The 7,431-nt window shown below is 68.4% G+C and carries 6 protein-coding genes; all 6 read left to right on the forward strand.

Annotated features, from left to right (window positions below; translation table 11 throughout):
* The 6 genes from ACFWI4_RS19155 (at window position 1) to mmsB (ending at window position 7,321) form a co-directional block, all read left to right on the forward strand.
* Window positions 1–1,158, forward strand: a complete 1,158-nt coding sequence (locus ACFWI4_RS19155) for a mandelate racemase/muconate lactonizing enzyme family protein (protein ID WP_339129173.1) — start codon at window positions 1–3, stop codon at window positions 1,156–1,158.
* The gene (locus ACFWI4_RS19160; RefSeq protein ID WP_387197460.1) at window positions 1,155–2,159 is read left to right on the forward strand and encodes a zinc-binding dehydrogenase; all 1,005 of its coding nucleotides are present in this window, start codon (window positions 1,155–1,157) and stop codon (window positions 2,157–2,159) included. Before ACFWI4_RS19155 ends, ACFWI4_RS19160 begins: the two co-directional genes overlap by 4 nt.
* 84 nt (window positions 2,160–2,243) lie before the next feature.
* The gene (locus ACFWI4_RS19165) at window positions 2,244–3,245 is read left to right on the forward strand and encodes a hypothetical protein (protein ID WP_387197462.1); all 1,002 of its coding nucleotides are present in this window, start codon (window positions 2,244–2,246) and stop codon (window positions 3,243–3,245) included.
* Between the two features lie 139 nt (window positions 3,246–3,384).
* Window positions 3,385–4,497, forward strand: a complete 1,113-nt coding sequence (gene chvE, locus ACFWI4_RS19170; RefSeq protein ID WP_387197465.1) for a multiple monosaccharide ABC transporter substrate-binding protein — start codon at window positions 3,385–3,387, stop codon at window positions 4,495–4,497.
* Window positions 4,498–4,529: 32 nt separating this feature from the next.
* Window positions 4,530–6,080 (forward strand): multiple monosaccharide ABC transporter ATP-binding protein, encoded by a 1,551-nt coding sequence (gene mmsA, locus ACFWI4_RS19175; RefSeq protein ID WP_385396991.1) that lies wholly within the window; start codon window positions 4,530–4,532, stop codon window positions 6,078–6,080.
* Window positions 6,077–7,321: a multiple monosaccharide ABC transporter permease gene (mmsB, locus tag ACFWI4_RS19180; RefSeq protein ID WP_385396993.1), complete on the forward strand. Its 1,245-nt coding sequence runs from the start codon at window positions 6,077–6,079 to the stop codon at window positions 7,319–7,321. Before mmsA ends, mmsB begins: the two co-directional genes overlap by 4 nt.
* Window positions 7,322–7,431: the final 110 nt, after the last annotated feature.

A 7,431-nucleotide genomic window follows, 5' to 3' on the forward strand; every position in this document is an offset into this window, starting at 1 on the left:
GTGCGCATCACGGGAATCACCACACACGTGGTCGGGACACCCTGGAGGAACCTGACCTACGTCCAGGTGCACACCGACGAGGGCGTCACCGGGGTCGGCGAGACCCGCATGCTGGGCCACACCGACGCGCTGATCGGCTATCTGCACGAGGCGCAGGCCAACCATATTCTCGGCTCCGACCCGTTCGCGGTCGAGGACCTGGTCCGCCGGATGAAGTACGGCGACTACGGGCGGGCCGGCGAGATCGTGATGTCCGGCATCGCGGTCATCGAGATGGCCTGCTGGGACATCAAGGGCAAGGCGCTCGGGGTGCCGGTCTGGCAGCTCCTGGGCGGCAAGGTCACCGACCGGGTCAAGGCCTACGCCAACGGCTGGTACACCACCGAACGCACCCCGGAGGCCTACCACAAGGCCGCCCAGGAGGTCGTCGCGCGGGGCTACAAGGCCCTCAAGATCGACCCCTTCGGCACCGGGCACTTCGAGCTCGACCACGAGGCCACGCTGTACTCGGTGTCGCTCATCGAGGCGGTGCGCGACGCGATCGGGCCCGAGACCGAGCTGATGCTGGAGATGCACGGCCGCTTCTCGCCGTCCACCGCCGTCCGCCTCGCCCACGAGCTCGCGCCCTTCAAGCCCGCGTGGCTGGAGGAGCCGGTGCCGCCGGAGAACCTCAAGGCGCTGGAGAAGGTCGCCGCCAAGGTCGACATGCCCCTCGCCACCGGCGAGCGCATCCACGACCGCATCGAGTTCCGCGAGCTCTTCGAGAGCCAGGCCGTCGACATCATCCAGCCCGACGTCGGTCACATCGGCGGCATCTGGGAGACCCGGAAGCTGGCCGCGACCGCCGAGACCCACTACATGCTGGTCGCCCCGCACAACGTCGGCGGCCCCGTCCTGACCGCCGCCTCCCTCCAGGTCGGCTTCACCGCGCCGAACTTCAAGATCCTGGAGCACTTCAACGACTTCGCCGACGCGGAGATCAAGAAGGTCGTCAAGGGCGCCCCGCAGGTCGTGGACGGCTACTTCGAGCTGTCCCACGAACCGGGACTCGGCGTCGAGCTGGACGTCGACGCGGCGGCCGAGTTCCCCCAGCAACAGGCCCGCTTCGACCTGTGGGCCGACGGCTGGGAGCAGCGCAAGCCCAAGGGGTCGCAGTGAGCACCGCGGTCCTCGTCGAGGGCCCGGGCGAGCACCGGCTGGTCCCGCACGAGCCGGTCCGCCCCGCGGCGGGCGAGGCGCTCGTACGGGTGCACGCGGTCGGCATCTGCGGCAGCGACCGCGAGGTCTACCAGGGCAACCGGCCCGAGGGCTACGTCCGCTATCCCCTGACCCCGGGTCACGAGTGGTCCGGGACCGTCGAGGAGGTCGGCACCGGCGTCCCGGCGGGGCTCGTCGGCCGCAAGGTCGTCGGCGAGGGCTTCCGCAACTGCCAGGTCTGCGACCGCTGCCACGCGGGCGAGACAACGTTGTGCACGGCCGGGTACGAGGAGACGGGCTTCACCGTTCCCGGGGCGATGGCGGGCACGCTGACGCTGCCGGCCCGGCTGCTGCACGTCCTGCCCGACGACGCCGATCTGACGGCCGCCGCCCTGCTGGAGCCGGCCGCCTGCATCGCGGCCGCCGCCCTCAAGGCGAACGCGCGGCCCGGTGAGCGCGTGGCCGTGGTGGGCACCGGGACGCTCGGGATGTTCGCCGTGCAGTTCCTGAGGGCGGGCTCCCCTGCCGAGCTGCTCGTGGTGGGCACCCGCCCCGACCGGGCCGCACTGTCACGGGAGTTCGGCGCCACCGCCTTCCTCACCCGGGACCAGCCGCTCCCCGACGACTTCGACGTCGTCATCGAGACCGCCGGGTCCGCGTCCGCCGCGCGCACCGCCGCCTCCCTGCTGCGGCGCGGCGGACGCCTGGTCCTCACCGGGATCCCGGCGCCGGGCGCCGAGGGTCTCGACCCGACCGATCTCGTCGTACGGCAGCTGGAGGTGCACACCGTGTTCGGGGCGCCGCCGGACGCCTGGGCGCACACCGTGCGGGTCTTCGGCGCGGGTCTGCTGAACCCGTCGCCGCTGGTGACGCACGAACTGCCGCTCGCCGCGTTCCCGGAGGCCATCGAACTGGTGGGCTCCGGCGATCCGAAGGTCGGCAAGGTCCTGCTGAAGCCGTGACCACCCGATCCGTACGCCGGTATGGGGTTCCTGACGGCCCCGTACCGGCGTGCACCAGGCCACGTGCGCCGAAGGTCGCGAACCATGACCGAAATATCGAACGATGAAGGACAGCTTGTGACCGACGCCCTTCCCACGGCGCCCCGTCGACCCGGCGAGCCGGCCCTGGCCACGCTCGGCCTGGCCGCGCCCGCCCTCTCCCCCGCGGACGCCTCGCCGCACACCTTCCCCGGAGGCGGCCGCTGGCGCACCGAGGTCCCCTCCGTCGAGGGACCCGAGGCGCTCGCGGTGGTCCTCAAGGAGGCCTCGCGGCTCGATGTGCCGATCCACCGGATCAGCCAGGGCAGCGGTGTCTGGATGCTGACCGACGCCGAGATCACCGAGATGGTCGAGGCCACCGGTGAACGCGACATCGAACTCTGTCTGTTCACCGGACCGCGCGGCACCTGGGACATCGGCGCCTCGACGCGCTCCGACTCGCGCGGCGGCGGGCTGCGCGCCCGCGGCCACGACGCGCTGGCCGGCTGTGTCGAGGACGCCGTCAGGGCGGTGGAGCTGGGCGTCAAGTGCCTGCTCGTCGCCGACGAGGGCGTGCTGTGGACGCTGCACCGGGCGCGGGTCGCCGGGATCCTGCCGGCCGACACGACGTTCAAGGTCTCGGCGCTGATCGGTCCGGTGAACCCGGCCTCGTACGCCGTGTACGAGCGCCTCGGCGCCGACTCGCTGAACGTGCCCAGCGATCTGACGCTCGATCACCTCACCGAGATCCGGCGGGTCTCCGCCGCCCCCATGGACATGTACATCGAGGCCCCCGACGATCTCGGCGGGTACATCCGGATGTACGAGGTCGCCGAGCTGATCCGGCGCGGCGCACCGCTGTATCTGAAGTTCGGGCTGTCCAAGACCCCCGGGATCTACCCGTACGGACACCATCTGCGGGACCTGACGCTGAGCACGGCCCGGGAGCGGGTGCGCCGCGGCCGGCTCGCCCTTGACCTGCTGACACGGCACGGCGCGGGTGACGACATGGCCCCCCTCGGCTCCCGTCTGCCCGGCACCCTCTCGCGATTCGACACTCCCTCATAACGTTCGCACAAACCCCCTTCACACAAGCAGACACAGTCGCGCACAATCCAACACACCTTCTCGGCCTTCCTCTCAGAGCTCACGGAGCTTCCGAGTTCCGCGAGACCGAGCCCGGTCCAAGACATCAAGGATGATGATCATGCGTAACCGCAGAGCCGCCCTCACCGCCATAGCCGGAGCCGCCTCCCTCGCCCTCGCCCTGACCGCCTGCGGCCAGAACAGCGACGGCGGCAGCAAGGAGGACAAGGGCAGCAGCAAGGGCGGGACGATCGGTATCGCGATGCCGACCAAGTCCTCCGAGCGCTGGATCGCCGACGGCAACAACGTCGTCAAGAACCTGGAGTCCAAGGGCTACAAGACCAAGCTGGTCTACGGCGAGGACGACCCGGACCAGCAGGTCTCGCAGATCGAGAACCTCATCACGCAGGGTGTCAAGGCGCTGATCGTGGCGGCCATCGACAACAAGTCCCTGAACAACGTGCTCCAGCAGGCCGCCGACGCCCACATCCCGGTCATCGCCTACGACCGCCTGATCCTCGGCACGAAGAACGTCGACTACTACGCGTCCTTCGACAACTCCAAGGTCGGCGAGCTCCAGGGCAACTACATCCTCCAGAAGCTCGGCCTCGCGGACGGCTCCAAGAAGGGCCCGTTCAACCTCGAACTCTTCGCCGGCTCGAACGACGACAACAACACGAAGTACTTCTTCGGCGGCGCGATGAAGGTGCTCCAGCCCTACATCGACAAGAAGCAGCTCGTCGTCCAGTCCGGCCAGACCGCGCTCAACCAGGTCACCACCCTGCGCTGGGACGGCGCCACCGCCCAGAAGCGCATGGACGACATCCTCACCAAGTCGTACTCCAGCAAGAAGGTCGACGCGGTGCTCTCCCCGTACGACGGCATCTCCATCGGCATCCTGTCGTCGCTGAAGTCGGACGACTACGGCTCCAAGAGCAAGCCGCTGCCGATCCTCACCGGTCAGGACGCCGAGCTGGCGTCGGTGAAGTCGATCATCGCGGGCGAGCAGACGCAGACCGTCTACAAGGACACCCGCCAGCTCGCCAAGATCGCCTCGACCATGGTGGACGACGTCCTCAAGGGCAAGAAGCCGCAGACCAACGACACCACGACCTACGACAACGGCTCCAAGGTCGTCCCCGCCTACCTGCTCCAGCCGGTGAGCGTCGACAAGTCCAACTACCAGTCGGTCCTCGTCGACGGTGGCTACTACACGGCGGACCAGCTCAAGTAAGCGTCGAACCTTACGGATTGGAAGGCACGACCATGGCGGGACCCGTCCTGGAAATGCGCTCGATCGTCAAGACCTTTCCCGGCGTCAAGGCGCTGTCGGACGTCACCCTGACCGTCCGGCAGGGCGAGGTCCACGCCATCTGCGGTGAGAACGGCGCCGGCAAGTCCACCCTGATGAAGGTGCTCTCCGGCGTCCACCCTCACGGCAGCTACGAGGGCGAGATCCTCTTCGAGGGAGAGGTCTGCCGCTTCAAGGACATCCGGGCGAGCGAGCAGCACGGCATCGTCATCATCCACCAGGAACTGGCGCTGTCGCCCTACCTCTCCCTCGCGGAGAACATCTTCCTCGGCAACGAACACGCCAAGCGCGGGTTCATCAACTGGAACACGACCCTGCGGCACGCGGCCGAGCTGCTGCGCCGGGTCGGTCTGAGCGATCACCCCGAGACCCGTGTCGCCGACATCGGGGTGGGCAAGCAGCAGCTCGTGGAGATCGCCAAGGCGCTCTCGAAGAAGGTGAAGCTGCTCATCCTCGACGAGCCGACCGCGGCTCTGAACGACGAGGACAGCGAGAAGCTCCTGGACCTGATCCTGGAGCTGAAGAAGCAGGGCATCACCTCGATCATCATCTCCCACAAGCTGAACGAGATCCGCAAGGTCGCCGACTCGGTGACGATCCTGCGGGACGGCCGGACCATCGAGACCCTCGACGTGAAGGCGCCGGAGACGACCGAGGACCGGATCATCAGCGGCATGGTCGGCCGCGACCTGGAGCACCGCTTCCCCGAACGCACCCCCCACGAGGCCGAGGAGGGGGCGGCCCCGGCGCTGGAGATCCGCGACTGGACCGTGCACCACCCGATCGACCAGCAGCGCAAGGTCGTCGACGACGTGTCGGTCCACGCGCGGCGCGGGGAGATCGTCGGCATCGCCGGCCTGATGGGCGCGGGCCGCACCGAACTCGCGATGAGCGTCTTCGGGCGGTCCTACGGCCGGCACGCCGGCGGCACGGTCCTCAAGGACGGCGAGGAGATCCGTACGAAGTCCGTGGCGGAGGCCGTCGGCCACGGCATCGCGTACGTCACCGAGGACCGCAAGCACTACGGCCTCAACCTCATCGACACGATCAACCGCAACATCTCGCTGTCCGCTCTCGGCAAGGTGGCCCGGCGGGGGATCGTCGACGAGCACGAGGAGCGGCAGGTCGCCGAGGGCTACCGCACGTCGATGAACATCAAGGCGCCGACCGTCTTCGAGCCGGTGGGCAAGCTGTCCGGCGGCAACCAGCAGAAGGTCGTCCTCAGCAAGTGGATCTTCGCAGGTCCCGACGTGCTGATCCTGGACGAGCCGACGCGCGGTATCGACGTGGGCGCCAAGTTCGAGATCTACACGGTCATCGACAAGCTGGCCGCCGAGGGCAAGGCGATCATCTTCATCTCCTCCGAGCTGCCCGAACTGCTCGGCATGTGCGACCGCATCTACACCATGGCCGCCGGGCGGCTGACGGGTGAGTTCTCGCGGGCCGAGGCCACCCAGGAAGTGCTGATGCGTCAGATGACGAAGGACAAAGAGGTAACCCGATGAGCACCGATGTGACCAACGTCCCGGCCGAGGCGCCACCGGGCAAGGACGGGAGCGCCGACGGCGGGGAGAACCTGCTGCGGGTGATGCTCGACGGCCTGCGCCAGAACATGCGCCAGTACGGCATGCTGCTCGCGCTCGGCCTGATCGTCGTCCTCTTCGCGGTCTGGACCGACGGCCAGCTGCTGCTGCCGCGCAACGTCTCCAACCTGGTCCTCCAGAACAGCTACATCCTGATCCTCGCGATCGGCATGATGCTGGTGATCATCGCGGGCCACATCGACCTGTCGGTCGGCTCGCTGACCGCGTTCGTGGGCGCGTTCGCGGCCGTGCTGATGGTCGAGCACAGTGTGGCGTGGCCCGTCGCCCTGCTGCTGTGCCTCGTGGTGGGCGCCGTGGCGGGCTCGGTCCAGGGATTCCTGATCGCCTATCTCGGCATACCGAGCTTCATCGTCACCCTCGCCGGGATGCTGCTCTTCCGCGGTCTGACGGAGATCCTGCTCAAGGGGCAGACCCTCGGCCCGTTCCCCGACGGCCTCCAGAAGATGGGCAACGGCTTCCTCCCGGAGGTCGGCCCGACCACGAACTACCACAACATCACCCTGCTGCTCGGCCTCGCGGTGATCGTCTTCGTGGTCCTCCAGGAGGTGCGCGACCGCAGGCGCCAGCAGGAGTTCACCCTGGACGTGCTGCCGGCGAAGCTGTTCGCGCTCAAGCTGGTGGCGCTGGTCGCCGCGGTGCTCACGGTCACGATGCTGCTCGCCAGCTACAAGGGCGCCCCGATCGTGCTGCTGATCCTCGGCGTGCTGGTCGTCGGCTACGGCTATGTCATGCGCAACGCCGTCTTCGGCCGTCACATCTACGCGATCGGCGGCAACCTCCCGGCGGCGAAGCTGTCGGGCGTCAAGGACAAGAAGGTCACCTTCTTCGTCTTCCTGAACATGGGCATGCTCGCGGCCCTGGCGGGTCTGGTGGTAGCCGCCCGCCTGAACGCGGCCTCTCCGAAGGCCGGTCTGAACTTCGAGCTGGAAGCGATCGCCTCGTCGTTCATCGGTGGCGCGTCCATGAGCGGCGGTGTGGGTACCGTCCTCGGCGCGATCATCGGCGGTCTGGTCCTCGGCGTGCTGAACAACGGCATGAACCTCCTCAGCGTCGGCACCGACTGGCAACAGGTCATCAAGGGCCTGGCCCTGCTGGCCGCGGTCGGCTTCGACGTGTGGAACAAGCGCAAGGTCGGTTCGTAAGTCAGCCGGGGCCCCCCCCCGGGGGGGGGGCCCCCCCCATGGGGAGGAGCCGCGGAAAGGGAAAAAGCAGACGTACGGGGAAAGCACCGGCGGGAGCGGGCGTAAACGCG

The organism is Streptomyces sp. NPDC127038, assembly GCF_042725875.1.
Taxonomy (GTDB): domain Bacteria; phylum Actinomycetota; class Actinomycetes; order Streptomycetales; family Streptomycetaceae; genus Streptomyces.